A 19,636-nucleotide genomic window follows, 5' to 3' on the forward strand; every position below is an offset into this window, starting at 1 on the left:
ATGTCTCTTATGAATGTGTTCGCTCATAAAACAAAGATAATAATTTTACTTACCATCGAACCCCGAAGCAGAGCTTCGAGGAATTCTTTTGATTAAATAGTTTTATGTATTAAAAAAGAATTAACGTTTATTACAGAAAGTATAAAGTTAAAAATTCTGAATATCGTGACACAAATTCCTGAAGCACAAGTTCCAATTTCAATGAACAAGAAGTTTTCTGTTCTTGAAATTATTCAATACACACTACTGATTTCTTTATTACTATATCTTGGCAGTAATTATTGGCGGTATGAATTGGGGAACAGCCGCAATGACTATATTTATTCCGTTTGTTAGTACTGCAAAATTAATCACGGAAAGAACTAAAGGATTAAAGACATTGTTAATTCTGTTAGGCGATGGAGACTCGAGCCCCGCTAGTTTGCGGCACGAACAGACGGAGTAAATTAAGGAGAATAAGAGTTTTGAATGAATTTATTGGAAATAACACAGAATCAGTAACTAATTCTTGAAGTCGTTTCATTAACATTAATTTCAATTTCTTTTCCAAAAGTTAAAGCTCGATTATCTCTAACGTGGCCAGCTGGAAAATCAAATAGTACAGGATAATGGTATTCTTTTACAGCATTGAGGATAATTTCCCGGTGAGTTCCTCCAAATAAAGTGTCTTTTTCTATATCGTAACTAAAATCACCTACAATCAATCCTTTTAGATTTTTTAGCGCATCACTTCTTTTTAAAGTGTACATCATTCGATCCACTCGGTACAAATCTTCACCCACATCTTCAATAAATAAGATTTTACCATAAGTATTGACTTCAGAATTGCTTCCAATCATCGAATTGATAATTGATAAATTCCCGCCAATTAAAATTCCTTTAGAGCTTCCTTTTTTGTTGAGTGGATTTGAAGGTATTTCAAAGCCATAACTATAGCCAAATAATGCTTTATACAGCGTTTGTTTGGTTTCATCTGTCGCAGTCTTCATTCCGCCTGGCATAGTGGCATGAATGGTAGCAAAACCGAGATTGTGAATAGTGGTGTGCAAAGTGGTAATATCAGAAAAACCAACAACCCATTTCGGATTCTTTTCGAAAGCCGTAAAATCAATTTGGTCAATAATACGAACGGTTCCATACCCACCTCTGGAACACCAAATGGCTTTAATATTTGTATTATTGAAGGCTAATTGCAAATCGCTTTGACGTTCTTCATCAGTTCCAGCAAAATGGTTGTGTTTTTTAAAGGCATTTTTCCCCACGATTACTTCCAGTCCCCAACTTTTGGCTAAAGCAATACCTGGTTCTATCTCAGTAGAATCAGGCACAAATCCGGCTGGAGCAACAATCATAATTGTATCTCCTTGTTTTAAATAGGGAGGTTTTGTGAATTTCATTGATTTAGATTAATTTTATCTTGGCGAATTACTAAATGGTGTTTATAAGATTGATGATTAGTTTTACATTGCACAAAAAAGATTATAATTAGTAATTGAATACAAATTATTGAAAATCTTTTTTGGAGATGAATGAATGACTTTATCATATTTTAATATATCAATAATTTGAGTTTTAAAATTATAAAAAGTCTTGAAAGGTAAACTTCCAATCATTCTCCTTTTTATACCATAATTGCCCTTCAGAAACTACCAAAGGACAATCAAAATTATTAGTATATAATGCTCCTGTTCCAAGTCCTTGGGGCATCAAATTATGTTGTAAAAACGTCCATTGCGAAATGGCATTTAATCCAATATTTGACTCCAAAGCAGAGGTAATCCACCAACCAATATGATACTTTTCGGCTAATAAAATCCACTCTTTTGTTCCTCGGAAACCGCCTATAAAACTGGGCTTTAAAATGATATATTGAGGCTTGATTTTTTGCAATAAAGCTTCTTTTTCTTCCAATGAAAACACGCCAATTAGTTCTTCATCCAAGGCAATGGGAATTGGAGTAATTTTGCATAGCTCTGACATACTGTCAGTATTGTTTTTTTGAATAGGCTGTTCAATACTATGCAATTCAAAACCAGCTAATTGATTTAACTTATCTAAAGCTAAAGTTTTGTCAAAAGCACCATTTGCATCAACTCTAATTTCAACTTGTTCTGGTGTAAAATGTTGTCTAATATAGCCCAATAATTGCAGTTCTTTATCGAAATCAATGGCTCCTATTTTGAGTTTGATACAACGGAAACCATCTGCTAGTTTTTCCTCGATTTGTTGCTTCATAAACGACTCCTCGCCCATCCAAACCAAACCGTTTATGGGGATACTTTTTTTACCAATAGTAAACTCCGAAGGAAAGAGTAAAAAAGGGTTTTCACTTGCCAAAGATCGGAACGCCATTTCAACTCCAAATTGTATCGAAGGAAAGGCTTTTAAAGCTTCCCAAAGTTGGTTTTCACCAAGGTGAATATTAGCACAAGTCCACTGTAATTTTTCTTCATAATCAGGTCTATCGTCAATACTCAAACCGCGAAGAATTCCGCACTCACCTATTCCCTTTTTACCATTCTTTTCGAGAATAATAAACCAGGTTTCTTTCTCGGTCATAACACCTCGAGACGTTCCTGAAGGACGTTTAAAATTAAGAATGTATTTGTGGTAAGTTGCTTTCAATATAGATTTTAAGCTTTTTGATTTATTTAATTTTCAAACAATCTCAAAACCCGGTCAAAATCACCACTTGGCAATCCTGCTTTTTCAAAGGTTTCAAAATCCAGTTTTACTTTTTGAGTCCAACTCAAAGTATTGGTCACATTCTGGAATTGGTATTTTTTATAAATGGATTTAGCCGATTTAAAATCTTTATTAAACATATAAGCGTGCGCCAGATTCAATTGTATCAACAACTCAGAACCATCAAGACGTTCGCCTTCTAGGAGAAATTTAATTGCTTTGCTATATTGCTTGGTCAAAATATAGGAATACCCAAGCGTATTATAATCCGTAATGTTAGCCTGACCGTTAACCACAATGGTTAAAAAATTATCAATTGCATTGCCGTATTTCCCTTGTTTTGCTAATGCCGTTGCTTCACTTCGTAAATCAGAATAGAATGTATTAGAAGCGCCCGATTCTTTTAAACAAGCATTTCCAAAATCTTTATACGCTTTTGATTTTTCAATGGAAAGGAGTTTCTGAAATTCCTGAAATTTGTAATCTTTTTGCATCTTTTCAAGCACGCAAACACAAAAGTCATCTGAGTCACGAAGTGATTTAGCTGTTTCAGATGCTTTACATTGATTAATAATTACTTTTCTGTTTTCTAAAGTCCAACCCCTGCTAAGTCTTTTATTTACCCAAGGGACAACTTCCAGAATAATTTTTTGTTTCATTATCCAATTCTTGCTTTCGAAACCAAACCACATTGCATTAGAATTAGGCAGTATACATAAAGACCTATCGATTGAAAGACCCTTGGCATCCTTGCTAACAGGAACGTTTTGATAATAACAAGCTTTTGCAGTTTCTCCACTTTTTTTGTATTCTGAAGCCAGAGCATCATTGGTGAAAATGGCATATTTACATTTGTCTTCCCCTGAAATTTTGGAAAGAAGAAAAACGGCTCCCGCAGAACCTTGACTTATTCCCGTTGGGTCTGGTATGGATTTCAATACTGAAACCAAACTATTTGCCATTTGTTGGTTTTCATCAAGAAGCGTGATTCTATAAACCACTTCGGTGGTACCGACAGGTAAATCTTCGGTTTTTATTACAATTCTATCTCTTGCCGAAACGATGATTTCTTTTGTAGTAGCTCTTTCTTTATCCCAATAACCGTCTTGTTGTGCAAATACAGATTCGAACGAAATGCTAATTAATAGCACAAAAAATAATTTTTTAATATTCATTTTATTATGTATTGATTTCCCTAGCCCTGATGGAAGCGGCATCCTTTTTCTTTTTTCTTTAAAAAGAAAAAGATATAGCGTACAGCAGGAAATAGCTTCTAAATATTGTTAATGAGATTACAATTCAATGCTTTCGCCAATTTCCAATAGCATTAAATCTTTCCCTTTATCAAAAAATTTACGAATAGATTCTTCGTGATCAATCTCGATATAACCAAAAGTATCGTAGTGAACTCCCAGTATTTTATCGCATTCGACAAAATCTGAAGCAATTATGGCATCATCAATGTCCATCGTAAAATTGTTCCCTATTGGGAGAATCGCCAAATCCAATTTTGTTCTCATCGGAATGAGCTTCATATCCATCGTGAGTGCGGTATCACCAGCAATATAGATGTTTTTGTGTTCGCTTTCGATTACAAAACCTCCAGGATTCCCACCATAACTTCCGTCTGGAAAAGAACTGGAATGAACTGCATTTACATATTTCACCTTTCCGAAGTCAAATTTCCAGCTTCCGCCGTGATTCATTGGATGATATTTCAATCCTTTCTCTCCAAAATGGGATGCCACTTCATAATTAGAAACGACAACCGCATTTGTTCTTGCGGCAATATATTCGACATCAAGAATATGATCGCTGTGAGCGTGTGTCAAAAGAATATAATCCGCTTTTAATTCATTGATATTAATATGGGATGCATTTGGATTGGCTGAAATGTATGGATCAACCAAAATATGTTTCCCACCAACTTCTATTCCTAATGAGGCATGACCATAGAATATTATTTTCATAATTGTTTAAATTATTGATCAGAGAATAATGATAATAGAACATTGACGAAAGATAAAAGAAAAAGAATAATAAAGACACAAAAATCTATTTTCTATACTCTATTTGTCTTTTATCTTTTTTATTAATAATTATTGACTAACAAATCCGAAAGAAAGAAAATCATACACAATGCCAATAAAATTGAAAGTGCAAAAGTACTAAGTGCTAATTTTTTTAATTCAGGATCTAAAGCTCTTGGCTCCTGGTTTTTATAAACCGTAATTAAATGTTTTATTAAAGGGATATAAGCTAGTAAAAACAAGTATTGATCCCAATGAAAACCATTTACAACAGCAAAAATTAAAACCAAAACCATGGCTGAAATGATTAAAAAATAGTGGTATTTTTTAGCTTTTGCTGCACCAATTTTTACAACAATAGTGTTTTTATTCGACTTTCTGTCCGAGGCTTCATCCCGCATATTATTCAGATTCAAGACTCCAACACTCAATAATCCGATTGCGGTTGCCGGTAAAAAAAGGTCAAAATTTAATTGTTTTGAGTATAAAAAATTAACTCCTAAGGTACTTACTAAACCGAAAAACACAAAAACAAATACATCGCCATAACCACGATATCCATAAGCAGTATTGCCCACAGTATACCGAATTGCCGATGCAATTGCCAAGATCCCCAATACCAAATAGAATAAGGAATAGCCCAAATTTGTATCCTTAAAAGCAAAATAAATTAATAATATGGCTGAAATTAGTGTTAGTACGGACGTGATAATTATGGCGCGTTTCATAGCTTCAGGAGAAATAACACCGCTTTGAATAGCGCGTTTTGGTCCGACTCTGTCGGCATTATCAGTTCCTTTCATTCCATCTCCATAATCATTGGCAAAATTGGATAGGATTTGCAAACCAAGCGTGGTTAAAATTGCATATCCAAATATTCTCCAGTTGAAAACTTCTGTTGGAGTTAAAACGTTATCCGTTGGATAGGCCAAAGCATACATACTTCCCACTATTATTCCGGAAACTGATAATGGCAAGGTTCTTAATCTTGCGGCTTGAATCCAATGTTTCATTTTAAGTTTATTATTTTCCACTAAGGCGCTATTTTGCCACAAAGACACTAAGGCACGAAGTTTCTATTAGTATTGCTTTTATTATTTACCACAAATCTCAAAGTTTTTATTAGTGTTATTGCTCAAGCTGAACACTGTAAACTGAATACTGCAAACTTCCTTTAGGGCAGCCATTTTTTTTCAAAATTAGGTTTTCGTTTTTCGAGGAATGCATTCCTTCCTTCTTTGGCTTCTTCGGTCATATAAGCTAATCGGGTGGCTTCACCTGCAAAAACTTGTTGTCCTACCATTCCATCATCAGTCAAATTCATAGCGAATTTTAGCATTTTGATAGAAGTTGGCGATTTTTGTAATATTTCCTGAGCCCATTCAAAGGCAGTATCTTCTAACTCGGCGTGAGGAATTACAGCATTGACCATTCCCATATCCATAGCATCTTGAGCAGAATAATTTCTGCCTAGAAAGAAAATTTCGCGTGCTTTTTTTTGCCCTACCATTTTTGCCAAATAAGCTGAACCATATCCGCCGTCAAAACTAGTCACGTCAGCATCCGTTTGTTTAAAAATAGCATGTTCTTTACTTGCTAATGTCAAGTCGCATACTACGTGCAAACTGTGCCCACCACCTACAGCCCATCCTGGAACTACAGCAATAACAACCTTTGGCATAAAACGAATAAGACGTTGCACTTCGAGAATATTCAAACGATGCTGACCGTCATCGCCTACATAACCTTGATGACCACGAGCATTTTGATCCCCTCCGCTGCAAAAAGAATAAATTCCGTCTTTACTAGAGGGTCCTTCTGCCGAAAGCAAAACTACTCCAATTGAAGTGTCTTCCTGAGCATCATAAAAAGCTTGATATAACTCTGATGTAGTTTTAGGACGAAATGCATTGCGAACATCAGGCCTGTTAAATGCTATTCTGGCAACACCATTGCATTTTTTATAGGTGATATCTTCATATTCTTTGACGGTTATCCAATCCATTATATTCGTTTTAAATTATCAGTGTAAAAATAGACCATTTTTTATATTTTTCTAATAATTCTGAAATTAAATAAATACGGTGATCTCAAAATAAATATCCAAAAAACTATTTTTTAACTATATTTGCAACCTTTTATTAAAGAAAAAATATTAAATCTGTTACTCATATTTTTTTAAGTTCCTTACATTTATAGTAAAATAAGAAACCCAAATTTGACTTGTTTAAAAAGTGTGTTTTATTTTAAATTTTCACATAATATGACTCATACAAAGACATTTTTTTACAGTCTGTTTTTATTATTTTTTTTCGTTTACTCTTCTGCACAACAGCTAGATAATAGTAATTTAGAGAATCAAATCACTTTAATTTCCACTGATAGTACTTCTGTCGTTGTAAATGAAATAAAAACAGCACTTAAAGATTCTGTCAATACAACTACTTCAAACTATTTTCCTCCATTACAAAAAAACGATTCTATTTCTATTGATTTCCCACCTAAAACTAGAGATTATAGAAGATTGGGATACAACAGTACACTTTATTTAGGTGCTGCAGTAGTAACTTTTGGTGCACTTTGGGCTATGCCAGAAAGCTTCACCCATTGGGACAAACAAGCGATGAAAGATCAAGGTATGTTTTACAAATGGAAAGAAAATATAAAAGCAGGTCCTGTATGGGATCAGGACTCTTTTTCAATGAATTATCTAGCTCATCCCTATTGTGGAGGTGTTTATTATATGACTGCAAGAAGTAGTGGTTTTAACATATTTGAATCTTTTACTTATTCCGCTATAATGTCAACATTCTTCTGGGAATATGGCATCGAAGCCTTTGCAGAAATACCTTCGATTCAAGACCTAATCTTCACACCAGTCTTAGGATCTGTAGTTGGAGAAGGGTTTTTCTATGCCAAGAAAAAAATTGTAAAACATGACAAAAGAGTATTACATTCAAGATTTTTAGGGGTAACAACCTTGTTTCTTATAGATCCATTCAATACAGTTTTAGATGGGTTGGGTTATAAAGAAAAAGTCAAAACCCAAATGAATATAGCTCCAGTCGGGTTTGATGCAAATTCTAATAAAACAGTTTGGGGAATTAATTTCTCTGCGAGTTTCTAAAGAATTATTTATTTTAAATTTATTCTTTTACCAAATAAATTCCGTCTTCCTTAATCTCGATTAGCTTTTCTTTATACAAAGCGCCAATGGCTTTCTTAAAGGTTTTCTTACTCATTTTCAAGACGGTTTTAATGTCTTCAGGATGCGAGTTATCTGTTAAGCGTAAGAAACCTCTACTTGCTCTTAGTTCATCAAGAATTTTATCAGCATTTGGTTCAATGCTCTGATAACCTTGAATTTGTAACGCAACATCAATTTTATTATCTGGACGAATGGTTTTAATATATCCACGCATTCTATCTCCTGTGCGTATTGCATCGTCATAAACCTCATCTTTATACAACAAGCCTTTGTGTTGTTCGTTGATGATGACGTTAATACCGATTTCTGTGATGTGAGAAACAATTAAATCTACTTCTTCGCCTTTTTCGACAGTAAGATGATCATTTTTCAAAAACTGATTGGTTTTACTGGACGCTACTAAACGATTAGTCTTCTCATCCATATAAAGATAAACTAAATAGCGTTTCCCTTTTTCCATTGGTCTGGCTTGTTCTTTAAAGGGAACCAAAATATCTTTTTCCATTCCCCAATCCATAAAAGCACCCACTTGATTGACATAATTCACACGCAAAAGTGCAAATTCATTCAACAAAATATAAGGTTCCAGTGTTGTGGCAACGGGACGTTCTTCGTGGTCTAAATATACGAATACTATGATCTCTTCTCCGATTTCCCATTCGTTTGGAACGTATTTATTGGGTAAAAGTATGTCGTGAATTCCCTCAGGATCTTTCTCGGGATTTCCCAAAAACAAACCTACTTTAGTATCACGTAATATGGTAAGAGTATTGTATTTTCCTATTTCAATCATTATTTCTTCTATTTTCTAAAGCGCAAAGATACGAAGATTTATAGGAAGTTATTCCTGTTGTTGAAAGACAGAAATAAATGGTAAGACTTAAACCAATTCCTTGAAATACTGTAACAAAATTTTGTCGTTGTCTCTAGTTGGTGTAAAAATTTCCAGAATACTGGGTTTGTCATTTTGTGCATAGAATGTTTTTAAACTTTTTGATAAACTTAATTCGTCACTGGCAATACTATATTCAAAACCATACATTTTTGCCAATTGTTCCGCAGTAAAACAATGTGAAGTTTCGAAAAATTTATTGAAAACCGGTGTTTCTTCGTGCCCAGGCAAAATCCTGAAAATACCTCCACCTCCATTATTTATTAAAATAATCTTGAAGTTTTTTGGTATGTATTCATTCCACAAGGCATTGCTGTCATATAAGAAACCAATGTCTCCTGCAATTAAAACTGTGGGTTTCATATTGGCCAGAGCCGCGCCAATTGCTGTTGAAGTACTACCATCGATTCCGCTTGTTCCTCGATTACAAAATACTTCGATTGAAGGATTAATGTCAAACAATTGTGCATATCTAATGGCTGAACTGTTGCTCAAATGCAACATAGAATCATCAGGTAAAGAAGGAATGACTTTTTCAAATGCTTTAAAATCAGAAAAAGGAATCTTGGACAAATACTCATAATGTTTTATTTTTCTCAAGGCGGCAATTGCTTCAAAAGTTGAACAATAATTACTGTGTTTTGGAATAGTAAAACGTAAAAACTGCTTGAAAAATTGATTTGGATTAACTTCAAAATGTTTACTTAAACACCCATAAGTATCATAAGCTCTCAAAGTATCTATGTGCCAATGGTGTTTGGGTTGGTATTTTCGCAATAATGCTTTTATCCTTTTGGAAACAATCATTCCGCCAAAAGTAATCAAGATTTCTGGTTGAAAATTTTTAAAATCTGTATTTAAAAAAGGGGTAATTATGGTGTCAATGTTATTCAAAAACGAAGGATGATGAAGGTTAGAAGTCGTTTCTGTCATTACAACAACCGAATCATCTTTGGCTAAAAAATCAATAATATCCGCGTCAATTTTATCAGGTTTGTTTTCGCCAACTAGAATTAATATCTTTTTTGATTTATTCCAAATATTCGTGTATTCAATAATTTCATCTATGGAAATCTTCTTGTGCTCTTTGGCGAAAGCTGAAATCGTCACATCCACATCCAGCTTGGAAACAGCTTGATACAAAGGCTCTTCAAAAGGCGCATTGATGTGAACTGGCCCTTTTTTTGTAAAAGCTTTATTAATCGCCTTGTTGATTTTCAAATCATTTTCGACTGAAGCTTCTTGAGTTAAATTGGCATTATGCAGCGAATGATTTTTAAATACATTTTCCTGACGAATGGTTTGGCCGTCGCCAATATCAATTTTATCCAAAGGTCTATCTGCAGAAATCACTATTAATGGAATCTGGCTATAAAACGCTTCGGCAAAAGCAGGATAATAATTCAGTAATGCCGAACCTGATGTACAAACTACAATGGCTGGTTTCTGGGTTTGCTGCGCTATTCCAAGTGCAAAAAAAGCAGCACAACGCTCGTCAGCAATGCTGTAGCAATTGAATTCGGGATTGTTTACAAAACCTATGGTTAAGGGAGCATTTCGTGAACCAGGAGAGATGATGATATTTTTTACACCTTTGGCAAGACAAATTTGGATGATGCTTTGCGCTAAAGGTATTTTGGGATAAACCATTATGAATTTATATGTTAGATGTTAGAAGTTATTGCAACTCCAAGCTTGTAGCAAAGTTACAAACTTGCCAACCGAAAACGTTCAATTCGAACAACTTTTTCTTACTTTTGAAGAGAAATATTTTATAAGATGGAAATCAAAATTAGACCCTACAAAACCGAAGACACTCAAGCTATTTTAGCTATTATAAATCATAATATTTTGCATTCGACTGCTTTGTATGATTACACAATTAGAAGCTACGAGCAACAGAAAAATATACTGGAAGAAAAAATACATAAAAATTTTCCGGTGATTGTTGCTGAGCTTGACGGCAATGTTGTGGGTTTTGGAATGTATAGTGAATTTCGCTTTCGGGAAGCGTATAAATTTACGGTAGAACATTCTGTTTACGTGAATGAAAATTTTCACGGTAAAGGCATTGGTAAAAAATTACTTCAAGAATTAATTGTTTTGGCCAGAAAACAAAAACTCCATACTATGATTGCCGTTATCGATGCTGAAAATCAAAGTAGTGTTGAATTTCACGAGAAATTTGGTTTTGTAACCGCAGGAATTATAAAGGAATCAGGGTATAAATTTGACCGTTGGTTGCATTCTGTTATAATGCAGCTAATTTTAGAGTAAAGAAAATCTTTGTGAATAAAGTAGCTTATATTTGCAACTTTACAATATATATGAGCTTTACCCTACTCTCATCACCTTTACAAGGATTTACAGATTTCCGTTTTAGAAATGCCCAAAACAAAATTTTTGGAGGAATTGACACCTTCTATTCCCCTTATATTCGCTTGAACGGAAAACTGGAAATTAAACCCTCTTACGAACGTGACCTGCTTCCTGAAAACAATATGGATTTAGAAGTAATTCCACAAGTGATAACAAACGATGCCGACGAATTTTTATTTGTGGCAAAATATGTTCGAGAGTTGGGATATAAAGAATTAAATTGGAACTTGGGTTGTCCGTATCCAATGGTTACCAAATCTGGTATGGGTTCGGGCTTGATCAGTAATCCAGAAAAGATTAATCATATTCTGGAAAGAACCCATTCTGAATCAGACATTATTGTTTCAATGAAAATGCGCTTGGGTTATGAAAACAGTGAAGAAATCTTGGATGTTTTGCCCATTTTAGATCGCTATCCCATCAAAAATATCGCCATTCACGCCCGAATCGGGAAGCAATTGTATAAAGGAGGCGTCAATCTGGATGCGTTTCAACTGTGCATCGACAACACGATTCACAAATTGTATTACAACGGCGATATCACTTCCGTTAAAAAGTTTCACGAAATGCAAGAACGCTTCCCGTCGATAGACCATTGGATGATAGGAAGAGGATTAATTTCGGATCCTTTTTTACCAAGTATGATAAAAAGCAATTCATTTGAATATCCTAAAAACAAAATGGAGTTATTTCGTGAATTTCACGATACTTTATACGCTATTTATAGCGAATCTTTGTCTGGACAAATCCATATTTTATTGAAGATGTATCATTTATGGGAATATTTTTCGGTTACCTTTTCGAACCCCCACAAAGTGTTAAAACAAATCAAAAAAGCGCAAAGTATAAGAAATTATGAAGCGGCTGTTGCGGCAATTTTCAAGAATGAGAAAATTTAGATTTCAGGTTGCAGATTGCAGATTTCAGAAAACCGCTATCTGAAATCTACCTACTGCCTTCTAATACTATCCCTTTATCCAATTTACCACTTCAGGTTCTGTTACTAATGTTCTAGGAGAAATCACTTTCTCTAACTCTCCTTTTTCATTGATAAGATATTTTTGGAAATTCCATCCTACTTCAGAATCTTCCAATCCATTTTTTGATTTTTGAGTAAGAAATTTATAAACAGCACACATATCATCTCCTTTTACAGAAACTTTATCCATCATAGGGAACGTTACTCCATAATTCAATTGACAGAAAGTTGCTATTTCTTCATTGGTTCCTGGTTCTTGCGAGGCAAAATTATTGGCTGGAAAGCCCACAATCACAAAACCTTTGTCTTTGTATTCTTTGTAAATTGCTTCTAAATCCTTGTACTGTGGCGTTAATCCACATTTTGAAGCCGTGTTTACGATCATTATCTTCTTGCCTTTCAAGGAAGCAAAATCAAATTGTTTTCCTGATAAATCTTCGACTTTGAATTGATAAATAGTTTGTTTTTCCATAATTACTTGGGGTTTGTTTTGTTTGCTCTGACCTTGACAACTCGTAAATAAGAAAAGTCCTAAGGCATAAATAAATAGATTTTTCATATAATTAAAAATTTTTATAAAAATAGTCAAAATGATTTTTCAAATACTACAACATTTCCCAAAGTTTTAATAAAATAGCCCAATGGTATAAAACCATCGGGCTTCCAACAAAATAACAGCCACTTCAACTATCAAATGAAATTACTGTTACCAAACAAAAACCAAACCAATTTAAATTAAAATCTATAACTCACTTTTCCTTTTAAAAAGAAAGGAGTTCCCGGCGTGAAATGAATTTCTTCTACGCTATTTGTTTCGTTTTTCAATCGCGATTCAGTGGCAAATTGCGTTTCATTCCATTTTGTGTTGAAAATATTTTCAGTTGTAACGCCAAATGTGACGCTTTTAAATTCATAATTTAAGTTCAGATCCGAAACCATATATCCTTTGGCCACAATCGAATTGTCTTCGTTCGCTGGACGCGATTTTAAATATCGGTAATGAAATCCGCCCGAAAACCCTTTGTATTTGACACTACTTAATCCGGCTGTTGTAGTAAAATCTGGAGCTAATGGAATATAATCTTTCCCTTTTGGAGCATCAACGCTTCTGGCATACGTATAATTAACATCAGTGTCAAAAAACAAATAATCTGTTAATTGATACCGCAACCCAATATCAACTCCCATCCGTTTTGTTCTTCCTGAAATTTCTACCGTTGCTGCATCTCCAACATAAACTAGCTCTTCCTTAAGGTTCAAAATCCAAAGCGCTCCATTAAGTAGTAGTTTTGGAAATGGTTTGGCAATAATTCCTAAATCGGTACCAAAAGCGGTTGGCAAAATTTCCTGTCCTTCATTAGCAACCACAACTCTGGTATCGTTTGAATGAAACCCAAAACCTGTTTTTAGGTAAAATTGCAAATTGTTGTTTTGAGTGAAAATAAAATTCAGTTTTGGCGAAAATTTTACTTTATCCTCCGTTTTGGTGCTATAATTCGTCGCCAATTTCTTGGTATTCAAACTTAAAATAATCAAATCGTATGGCTGGATTTATTTTTAGTTTCCCAAAATCGAATTCTGCATTAACATACGAAAAAATGTTAGTTTGATCAATATCTCCCAATTTCAAAGTATTTAAAGTTGTGTAACGTTGAGTTGTGTGCGACAATTCAGTATTTAGCGTTGCATCATTTCGCAAACCAAAACCCAACTGAAAATTAGAATTTGTCAATTTTTTATTCAATTCAGTATTTATACCAAAAATATTTCTACTCTCCTTTTGACGAATTTGATCGCCATTTATTGGATCTTCCAAAAAAAACGTGAAATTAGAATACAACTCAAAATTATAGTTGGAATAAAAAGCATTTGCTTTCAAAAAAGTGGATTCATTTATTGGTTTAACCAATGAAATATTCAAATTTGATCTTGATGTTTTCCCACCTTCTGTATCATCGACAGCACCAAATCTTGAAATTAAACCCGCATCAATTAATCGTTGCGGAATTTGTCCCGAAGCATCCCATTTGCTTGTAAAATGAGAAACGTTTATCGAAAATTTTGTATTATCAGATGAAACGCTGGTATATTTCCCAAATAAATTAATGCGTTTAAAGTTTTGTGGCGAGTCAAACGGCCCATCTGTCATTATATATTCTGTTGCAAAATAGGCATTTTGATTTTTCTGTTTGTCTAATAAATTAAAAAGACCAACAGTTTTGAAAGTATTGAATTGTCCCGCTTCGACACTGATGTAATTTGCATCAATTTTTTCTTTTGTGATAAAAGAAACATAACCTGCTGTGGCAAAATCGCCTTTGCTGGCATAATAGGTTCCTTTGCCAAAATCAATTTTTTCAATCGTTTCTGGAATCACAAAATGTAAATCAGCATAGCCTTGTCCGTGAGCGTGAGATACCATATTTACTGGCATTCCATCTACCGAAACCGCTAAATCCGTTCCGTGATCGATATCGAAACCACGCAAAAATAGTTGCTCTGCTTTGCCTCCACCTGCGTGTTGACCGATGAATAATCCTGGAACTTTTCGCAAAACTTCTTGCGAGGAATTTACTGGCGCTGTTTGAAAATCAATTTTAGTGATTACATTCATCGCATTCAATTTGGGTTGGATAATAACTTGATCCAGACTATAAACAGCCTCTTCTAAAACAATATTAAAATCAGTAGACTCAAAGATGAAATTTGCTTTTTTATATCCAACAGCTGAAATTTTGAGCACATCTCCTTTGTTTGTTTTGTCAATACTAAAAGTTCCAAACTCATTTGTATGAGCGTGAGTTTGAGAATTTGCATTAATAATGTAGGCGTTTTCGATTGGGTTGCCCAGAGCATCTTTTATAATTCCTTTTTGAATTTGGCTGTGAGCAAAAAAAAAGAAAAGCAAAGTGACAAGTAAATAGAGATTTCTCATTACAAACTAATAATTTTTTTCTCCAAATTAGGGCCTAATTCAAAAGTGCTTTTTAGTAATTCTTCTTTTATTGGAGCAATTTTAGCAGTCATATTATTAGCTTTATAGATGGTTGCTAAATGGTAATTTAGCTTTGGTTCAAATGATTTTCCAACTACATATTTCTCTGCAATTTCCAAAGCTTTTTTGCTATCGCCAAGATTATAATACGACCAAGCTAATAAATCATACGAATCCGGTGTGGGTCTGTGATCGATTTCTATTTTGGCAATTTCTAATGCTTTTGCAGCCGTACTTTTATCATCAGCATAAATTAAAGTGTTGTATTTGTTATACATTGCACCATAATTTATGGTATTCAGCATCGTAAAATACTCGTTTAAATTTTTATTTTTAGCAGTCGAATTATTTTCAAATTCTGCAATTTGAGCTTTAAGCAAATAAAAATCGGGTGTGTGATGCCTTTTTGAAATGTTGTCAATAATTCTTTTTGCTTCGTGGGTATTTCTTTCGTATGAAAACGCTATCCAAGCAATTCCTTTTAGTGCGTAAGAATTATTAGGATCCAATTCCAAAGTTTTCAAATAATATTCATAAGATTTTTGAATATCACCTGCATGACCATTAAAGTCGCCTAAATTTGAATAAGTCCAAATTTTAAGGGATTTATTATCGTTACTAATAGCTATGTCTTTGGCTTTTTCCATTAATGAAATTGCCGTTTTTAAATCCCCTAAGTGATCGTTCCATTTAGCAACTCGAATGAGATAATCAAAATCTTTACTGTCGTTAAGGTATTTTAAATTTTTCTCAGCTAGAGTATAATTTCCTAATTCCATATTGACATCGAAAAGCAATTTCTGAGTTTCTTTCATTCCTTCACCTATCGCTAATGCTTTGTTTGCCAATACCAAAGCATCCCTAAAGCGATGTTGCGAAATATAATTTCTCCCCAAAGAGCGAATTGGGCCAACAGTTTCATAATGATATTCCTTATTAACTTGCAACAACAATGCTTCGACTTTATACAAGTATTTAACGTTGCCTGTATTTTCAAAAAGTTTAGAATAGTTGGATGCCAAAAGACTTAAATAACTCGTTTGATTAGGTACTTTATCGTATTTTTTTTGCCAAAAATTGATTTCACTTTGAGCAAAATCTCTTGATTTGTTGTCTTTAATTTCTAAATACTTATTGTAATCTTTTTGAGCAATAATTTTGTCTGATTTTTGATTACAACTTAACATTAGCAAAGCTGTAAATAGTAAAATTGATAGTATTTTTATTGTTTTCATTTTGTTGTTTTCATTTTGTTGTTTTTTATTAAAATCAGAGCGCATTACTACACGCTCTGATTAATTATTTTTACCAGGCAGTTGCCAAGTAAGGAAATGAAGCTCCAAAAGCTTTGTCATTTGCATTAACATGATCCGAAGTCAATCCAGCATTTGATGTTCCGGCTGGTCCTCCAAAAATCAATAGCAATTCAACATCAATAACATCGTCGGCAAGAGCGCGACCTGTTAATACATTTGTTCCATCAAAAAACGTGGTTTTGCCTGTTTTCTTAACATTCAAAACATCTGTTGCCAACAATCCTGTCAATTGTGCCGCAGTTTGTCCTAATGCATTGGTAGTATAACCAGCATTTAAAGCCAACAATCTAGATTGAAAAATAGATTGATAATTAGCTCCCATTGCTGATGGAATTGCTGAATTGAAAGCGTCTTTAGGTGTGCCAGAAGCAATAAATACGGTGTTTATTGCAGGACGAGCCATTTGATCTTGTTGTACAAAAGTTCCCGTAAAATCAGGACTTTTTGATGAATTATCATTGTTGTCACAGCTCACAAATAATGTTGCTGCAAAAACAAGTGACATTGTTATTATTTTATATTTATGCATTTTTAATATTTTTATGTTATTTAAAAGAATTAAAATCAGGGCACATAATTCATATGCCCTGATTACTATTTTTTACCAAGCCGAAGCCAAATAAGGAAATTTGTTAGAAAATGCTTTGTCATTAGAATCGACATGATCCGAAGTCAATCCGGAATTTGAAGCGCCAGTTGGCCCACCAAAAATCAATAACAATTCTACATCAATTACATCGTCTGCAATTGCTCTTCCGGTAAGTACATTAGTTCCATCAAAGAAAGTTGTTGGAGAAGTTTTGCTCACATTCAACACATCTGTTGCTAACACACCAGTAAATTGGGAAGCTGATAATCCTAATGCATTTGTTGTATATCCAGGATTTAAAGCCAATAATCTAGATTGAAATATAGATTGATAAGCAGCTCCCATTTCTGAAGGAATTGCAGCATTAAAAGCATCTTTTGGTGCGCCAGATTTAATAAAAACGGTATTTATTGCAGGGCGAGCCATTTGATCTTGTTGTACAAAAGTTCCTGAAAAATTAACTCCAAATTTATTTGCACTTACTGCACTAGTTTCATTTGTGACTAATTCGTCTTTACTACAGCTTACTAATACTGTTGTAATACTAAAGAGAGACAATACTACTATTCTAATTTTATTTGTTCTCATGATTTTAAAATTTAAAAATTAATTATTGTTTTTTCTTAGTCTCAGCCCAAACGTTTATAGTTGTAGAAGAACCCAATAAAGATTTTGGAACTTCAATTATTGTAGAAAGTACGTTTGTACCAGCAAATGTGTCGGTTCCAGGATTATTAAAACCTGTAGCTTCACCAGCAAGAATGTGTTTGAATTGACCTAAATCAAAAAAGAATGGATCATCTCTTGGCCCTGCAAAAAACTTCATACCGTTTGAAGTACTTGTAATTGGTGCGCTTCCGTATTTAGAAATCTCAACATTTCCTGCGACTGCATTTGTTTTTATCGTACTAGTAACTCCTGTCATTCCAGGAGCAACAGGACCGAAGAAATACATCTTGTCGTTTTTTCTTATAGCTTGAATTACCAAGTCCTCTACATTATCACCATTGGTGTCAATGTTAATCTCTTGTAATACGTTTTCGTTAAACATAGCAGCTGCGGTAGCACCTGGTGTTAACAATCCTTGCGTATTTACTACAAATACCATATTGTTTGTGTCTTGGCCTTGAAAAGCATACACATCTGTAATGTCCGAAGCATTACCTGTTACAGCTGGAGCATCTGCGTGATCCGCTGCCATAAAAACTAGACCTGTAATCGCCACCAGCGACAGACCTAATACAATTTTTGTTTTTTTCATTGTTATTTAATTTAAAAGGTTAAAAATATATTTACGAGAATGGATTAGTTTTGGATTTAAAAAAAGTTAAAAAAAATTAAAATCATTGATTTACAGTAATTTAAAAATATTTTTTTTTAACTTTATTTTTATTTTAGAATTAGAAGATTATGCTTTAAAAAATAAATTACATTTATAAAACCAATGATTGAATTCTTACGTATATGTTCATAACAAAAAACAAACAAAAACAATGACACAAGAAGAATTAATTCCGTTAATCCTCAAGAAGGATGAAAGGGCATTTACTATCCTTTATGATATGTATTCAAAAAGTTTATTTTCGGTAATATCTAATCTTTTAAAAGAAACGGAAGATGCAGAAGATACCTTACAGGAAGTGTTTGTAAAAATCTGGAAGAGCATTGACAGTTATTCCGAGAGCAAAGGAAGATTTTACACTTGGATTTTAAATATTGCCAGAAACACGGCAATTGATAAACTAAGATCTAAAGGATTTAACAACAGTAAAAAAAACCTATCTGCCGATAATTTCGTACATCTATTGGACGACAGCAATAAACTAAACAATAGAATCGACACCATTGGAATTCTTGAATTTGTAAAGAAGTTAAAACCAAAGTGCATTGAAATTATTGAATTGTTGTTCTTTCAAGGATATACTCAACAAGAAGCATCTGACGAACTTGCCATTCCGCTAGGAACCGTCAAAACACAAAATAGAAATTGCATCAATGATTTAAGAATTTATCTAAAAGTATAATGGATACAAAACAATATATAGAAAGCGGAATTTTAGAACTCTATGTTTATGGTTTACTTACAGAAATCGAAAATGTAGAAGTGAGCCAAATGGCCAAAAAAAACAAGGAAATTGAAAACGAAATCATTTCAATTGAAAAAGCAATCGTGAATTTATCGACTAGTTTTTCTCCGTTTTTATCTGCCGAGAATTTTGAAAAAATCAAAGCTAAATTAGATTTGAAATATTCAAAAGTGATCGAAATGAAACCACAAAATAATTGGAATCAATATATAGGTTGGGCAGCAGCTGTAGTGCTTTTGCTTGGTATTGGTTATCAATATACACAATTATCCGAAACCCAAAATCAAGTAGCTTCGATTGAAAAAGAAAAAATAAATTTACAAGATACTTTGGTCGATTTAAAAGGGAAAAACAAACAGACATTAACTGCTTTGACCGTTATTCGAGATGCAAAAAATACAGTAATCAACCTTGGTGGTCAAGCTGTTTCTCCTACATCATCTGCCAAAATTTATTGGAATAAAGAAACCGAAGTG

Annotated in this window: 18 protein-coding genes and 1 pseudogene; 5 read left to right on the forward strand and 14 right to left on the reverse strand. The window is 33.6% G+C overall.

Annotated elements, in window-relative coordinates; genetic code table 11:
* Nucleotides 1–494 precede the first annotated feature (494 nt).
* From ACH2BV_RS04035 to ACH2BV_RS04060, 6 genes are all read right to left on the reverse strand, one after another.
* Nucleotides 495–1,397 carry an LD-carboxypeptidase gene (locus ACH2BV_RS04035; RefSeq protein WP_395049440.1) on the reverse strand — a complete coding sequence of 301 codons (903 nt, stop codon included), beginning with the start codon at nt 1,395–1,397 and terminating at the stop codon, nt 495–497.
* Between the two features lie 181 nt (nt 1,398–1,578).
* A complete protein-coding gene (locus ACH2BV_RS04040; protein WP_395049441.1) occupies nt 1,579–2,625 on the reverse strand; it encodes an o-succinylbenzoate synthase in 1,047 nt (348 codons plus the stop codon).
* A 26-nt stretch (nt 2,626–2,651) separates the two neighbouring features.
* Nucleotides 2,652–3,860 (reverse strand): tetratricopeptide repeat protein, encoded by a 1,209-nt coding sequence (locus ACH2BV_RS04045; protein ID WP_395049442.1) that lies wholly within the window; start codon nt 3,858–3,860, stop codon nt 2,652–2,654.
* A gap of 117 nt (nt 3,861–3,977) precedes the next feature.
* Nucleotides 3,978–4,655: a metal-dependent hydrolase gene (locus ACH2BV_RS04050; RefSeq protein WP_395049443.1), complete on the reverse strand. Its 678-nt coding sequence runs from the start codon at nt 4,653–4,655 to the stop codon at nt 3,978–3,980.
* Nucleotides 4,656–4,777: 122 nt separating this feature from the next.
* Entirely contained in the window at nt 4,778–5,728 is a 951-nt protein-coding gene (gene menA, locus ACH2BV_RS04055) for a 1,4-dihydroxy-2-naphthoate octaprenyltransferase (RefSeq protein ID WP_395049444.1), read from the reverse strand.
* Between the two features lie 161 nt (nt 5,729–5,889).
* The gene (locus ACH2BV_RS04060; protein WP_395049445.1) at nt 5,890–6,720 is read right to left on the reverse strand and encodes a 1,4-dihydroxy-2-naphthoyl-CoA synthase; all 831 of its coding nucleotides are present in this window, start codon (nt 6,718–6,720) and stop codon (nt 5,890–5,892) included.
* 258 nt (nt 6,721–6,978) lie between these two features.
* On the opposite strand from ACH2BV_RS04060, the gene ACH2BV_RS04065 reads away from it, so the two are divergent.
* Entirely contained in the window at nt 6,979–7,842 is an 864-nt protein-coding gene (locus ACH2BV_RS04065) for a DUF3943 domain-containing protein (protein ID WP_395049446.1), read from the forward strand.
* Between the two features lie 19 nt (nt 7,843–7,861).
* Here the strand turns inward: ACH2BV_RS04065 and ACH2BV_RS04070 are convergent, their stop codons facing one another.
* The gene (locus tag ACH2BV_RS04070; protein WP_395049447.1) at nt 7,862–8,716 is read right to left on the reverse strand and encodes a S1 RNA-binding domain-containing protein; all 855 of its coding nucleotides are present in this window, start codon (nt 8,714–8,716) and stop codon (nt 7,862–7,864) included.
* Nucleotides 8,717–8,803: 87 nt separating this feature from the next.
* Nucleotides 8,804–10,465 carry a 2-succinyl-5-enolpyruvyl-6-hydroxy-3-cyclohexene-1-carboxylic-acid synthase gene (gene menD / locus ACH2BV_RS04075; RefSeq protein ID WP_395049448.1) on the reverse strand — a complete coding sequence of 554 codons (1,662 nt, stop codon included), beginning with the start codon at nt 10,463–10,465 and terminating at the stop codon, nt 8,804–8,806.
* A gap of 129 nt (nt 10,466–10,594) precedes the next feature.
* Between menD and ACH2BV_RS04080 the strand changes: the two genes are divergently transcribed.
* Nucleotides 10,595–11,092, forward strand: coding sequence for a GNAT family N-acetyltransferase (locus ACH2BV_RS04080; protein WP_395049449.1), 498 nt, complete (start codon nt 10,595–10,597; stop codon nt 11,090–11,092).
* A 50-nt stretch (nt 11,093–11,142) separates the two neighbouring features.
* Nucleotides 11,143–12,093, forward strand: a complete 951-nt coding sequence (locus tag ACH2BV_RS04085) for a tRNA dihydrouridine synthase (RefSeq protein ID WP_395049450.1) — start codon at nt 11,143–11,145, stop codon at nt 12,091–12,093.
* 66 nt (nt 12,094–12,159) lie between these two features.
* Here ACH2BV_RS04085 and ACH2BV_RS04090 read toward each other — a convergent pair whose 3' ends face one another.
* The 6 genes and pseudogenes from ACH2BV_RS04090 to ACH2BV_RS04115 all read right to left on the reverse strand — a co-directional run bounded on the left by ACH2BV_RS04090 (nt 12,160) and on the right by ACH2BV_RS04115 (nt 18,334).
* Nucleotides 12,160–12,732, reverse strand: coding sequence for a glutathione peroxidase (locus ACH2BV_RS04090; protein WP_395049451.1), 573 nt, complete (start codon nt 12,730–12,732; stop codon nt 12,160–12,162).
* Between the two features lie 176 nt (nt 12,733–12,908).
* Nucleotides 12,909–15,108, reverse strand: a pseudogene (locus ACH2BV_RS04095) (TonB-dependent receptor).
* Nucleotides 15,108–16,403 (reverse strand): tetratricopeptide repeat protein, encoded by a 1,296-nt coding sequence (locus tag ACH2BV_RS04100; RefSeq protein WP_395049452.1) that lies wholly within the window; start codon nt 16,401–16,403, stop codon nt 15,108–15,110. Before ACH2BV_RS04100 ends, ACH2BV_RS04095 begins: the two are co-directional and overlap by 1 nt.
* A gap of 70 nt (nt 16,404–16,473) precedes the next feature.
* Entirely contained in the window at nt 16,474–17,013 is a 540-nt protein-coding gene (locus ACH2BV_RS04105) for a DUF4331 family protein (RefSeq protein WP_395049453.1), read from the reverse strand.
* 72 nt (nt 17,014–17,085) lie between these two features.
* Nucleotides 17,086–17,661 carry a DUF4331 family protein gene (locus ACH2BV_RS04110; protein ID WP_395049454.1) on the reverse strand — a complete coding sequence of 192 codons (576 nt, stop codon included), beginning with the start codon at nt 17,659–17,661 and terminating at the stop codon, nt 17,086–17,088.
* A 22-nt stretch (nt 17,662–17,683) separates the two neighbouring features.
* Nucleotides 17,684–18,334, reverse strand: coding sequence for a DUF4331 family protein (locus ACH2BV_RS04115; RefSeq protein WP_395049455.1), 651 nt, complete (start codon nt 18,332–18,334; stop codon nt 17,684–17,686).
* Between the two features lie 232 nt (nt 18,335–18,566).
* Between ACH2BV_RS04115 and ACH2BV_RS04120 the strand changes: the two genes are divergently transcribed.
* Entirely contained in the window at nt 18,567–19,097 is a 531-nt protein-coding gene (locus ACH2BV_RS04120; RefSeq protein WP_395049456.1) for an RNA polymerase sigma factor, read from the forward strand.
* The coding region (locus ACH2BV_RS04125; RefSeq protein ID WP_395049457.1) for an anti-sigma factor at nt 19,097–19,636 on the forward strand (540 nt) is incomplete at its 3' end. The genes ACH2BV_RS04120 and ACH2BV_RS04125, both read left to right, overlap by 1 nt.

It is taken from the genome of Flavobacterium sp. (assembly GCF_043780635.1).
GTDB lineage: Bacteria > Bacteroidota > Bacteroidia > Flavobacteriales > Flavobacteriaceae > Flavobacterium.

What these genes read in the sequence shown, in the direction of transcription:
- ACH2BV_RS04035 (WP_395049440.1), bottom strand. Translation starts at nt 1,397, where the DNA reads ATGAAATTCACAAAACCTCCCTATTTAAAACAAGGAGATACAATTATG.
- ACH2BV_RS04045 (WP_395049442.1), bottom strand. Translation starts at nt 3,860, where the DNA reads ATGAATATTAAAAAATTATTTTTTGTGCTATTAATTAGCATTTCGTTC.
- ACH2BV_RS04050 (WP_395049443.1), bottom strand. Translation starts at nt 4,655, where the DNA reads ATGAAAATAATATTCTATGGTCATGCCTCATTAGGAATAGAAGTTGGT.
- menA (WP_395049444.1), bottom strand. Translation starts at nt 5,728, where the DNA reads ATGAAACATTGGATTCAAGCCGCAAGATTAAGAACCTTGCCATTATCA.
- ACH2BV_RS04060 (WP_395049445.1), bottom strand. Translation starts at nt 6,720, where the DNA reads ATGGATTGGATAACCGTCAAAGAATATGAAGATATCACCTATAAAAAA.
- ACH2BV_RS04065 (WP_395049446.1), top strand. Translation starts at nt 6,979, where the DNA reads ATGACTCATACAAAGACATTTTTTTACAGTCTGTTTTTATTATTTTTT.
- ACH2BV_RS04070 (WP_395049447.1), bottom strand. Translation starts at nt 8,716, where the DNA reads ATGATTGAAATAGGAAAATACAATACTCTTACCATATTACGTGATACT.
- menD (WP_395049448.1), bottom strand. Translation starts at nt 10,465, where the DNA reads ATGGTTTATCCCAAAATACCTTTAGCGCAAAGCATCATCCAAATTTGT.
- ACH2BV_RS04080 (WP_395049449.1), top strand. Translation starts at nt 10,595, where the DNA reads ATGGAAATCAAAATTAGACCCTACAAAACCGAAGACACTCAAGCTATT.
- ACH2BV_RS04085 (WP_395049450.1), top strand. Translation starts at nt 11,143, where the DNA reads ATGAGCTTTACCCTACTCTCATCACCTTTACAAGGATTTACAGATTTC.
- ACH2BV_RS04090 (WP_395049451.1), bottom strand. Translation starts at nt 12,732, where the DNA reads ATGAAAAATCTATTTATTTATGCCTTAGGACTTTTCTTATTTACGAGT.
- ACH2BV_RS04100 (WP_395049452.1), bottom strand. Translation starts at nt 16,403, where the DNA reads ATGAAAACAATAAAAATACTATCAATTTTACTATTTACAGCTTTGCTA.
- ACH2BV_RS04105 (WP_395049453.1), bottom strand. Translation starts at nt 17,013, where the DNA reads ATGCATAAATATAAAATAATAACAATGTCACTTGTTTTTGCAGCAACA.
- ACH2BV_RS04110 (WP_395049454.1), bottom strand. Translation starts at nt 17,661, where the DNA reads ATGAGAACAAATAAAATTAGAATAGTAGTATTGTCTCTCTTTAGTATT.
- ACH2BV_RS04115 (WP_395049455.1), bottom strand. Translation starts at nt 18,334, where the DNA reads ATGAAAAAAACAAAAATTGTATTAGGTCTGTCGCTGGTGGCGATTACA.
- ACH2BV_RS04120 (WP_395049456.1), top strand. Translation starts at nt 18,567, where the DNA reads ATGACACAAGAAGAATTAATTCCGTTAATCCTCAAGAAGGATGAAAGG.